The sequence below is a fragment of the Streptomyces sp. NPDC054765 genome (assembly GCF_053612065.1).
Window position 1 is genome coordinate 1 of record NZ_JBSHBP010000156.1, and the last position, 1,237, is coordinate 1,237.

Annotated in this window: 1 protein-coding gene; it reads left to right on the top strand. The window is 70.6% G+C overall.

The window, feature by feature from the left end; genetic code table 11:
- Positions 1-263: 263 nt before the first annotated feature.
- A partial coding sequence (locus ACWGJY_RS37540) for an IS110 family transposase (RefSeq protein ID WP_453265377.1) occupies positions 264-1,237 on the top strand: 974 nt, incomplete at its 3' end.

The window sequence follows — 1,237 nt, forward strand, 5'->3', positions numbered from 1 at the left end:
CCCCGTTATGTTTTCCGCGGCTCCGCAACGGGGCCGCTGGCCTCTGGGCCCGGCATGACTGTTGCCCCCTGTCGAAGGCATGACCTGGGGGGTGGTGTCACCGGGCCCGGGAGGTGCCGTCGGAGACGCTGATCAGAGGTCCGGCCACCGTCCGGTCCGGCGCAACGCCGGGCAGTTCGCGGACGGCAGGTCTGCATAACGTGGATGCGCGAGCACGACACCCAAGCCGAGGCCGGCACCGTCAACACCCGGGAAAGGGCAGAATGTTCGAGATCGAAGACGTGGGCGTGTTCCTGGGCCTGGACGTCGGCAAGAGTGCCCACCACGGCCACGGACTCACCCCGGCCGGGAAGAAGGTCTTCGACAAGCCGCTGCCCAACAGCGAACCCAAGCTGCGGGCCGTGTTCGACAAGCTGACCGCAAAGTTCGGCACCGTCCTGGTCATCGTGGACCAGCCCGCCTCCATCGGCGCCCTCCCGCTGACCGTCGCCCGCGACGCCGGCTGCCGTGTCGCCTACCTGCCCGGCCTGGCCATGCGCCGGATCGCCGACCTCTACCCCGGCGAGGCCAAGACCGACGCCAAGGACGCCGCGGTGATCGCGGACGCGGCCCGCACCATGCCGCACACCCTGCGATCCCTCGAACTGACCGACGAGATCACCGCCGAACTCACGGTCCTCGTCGGCTTCGACCAGGACCTCGCGGCCGAGGCCACCCGCACGTCCAACCGGATACGCGGCCTGCTCACCCAGTTCCACCCCAGCCTCGAACGCGTTCTAGGGCCCCGCCTCGACCACCAGGCCGTGACCTGGCTGCTGGAGCGCTACGGCTCCCCGGCCGCTCTGCGCAAAGCCGGCCGCCGCAGACTCGTCGAGCTGATCCGGCCCAAGGCCCCGCGCATGGCCCAGCGGCTAGTCGACGACGTCTTCGACGCCCTCGACGAACAGACCGTCGTGGTCCCCGGCACCGGCACCCTCGACATCGTCATCCCCTCTCTGGCCGCCTCCCTGGCCGCCGTCCACACCCAGCGCCGGGCGATGGAAGCCCAGATCAACACCCTGCTGGAGGCCCACCCTCTTTCCCCGGTCCTGACGTCGATGCCCGGCGTCGGCGTCAGGACCGCCGCCGTCCTGCTGGTCACCGTCGGCGACGGCACCAGCTTCCCCACCGCCGCCCACCTCGCCTCCTACGCCGGACTCGCCCCCACCACGAAGTCGTCGGGAACCTCGATCCACGG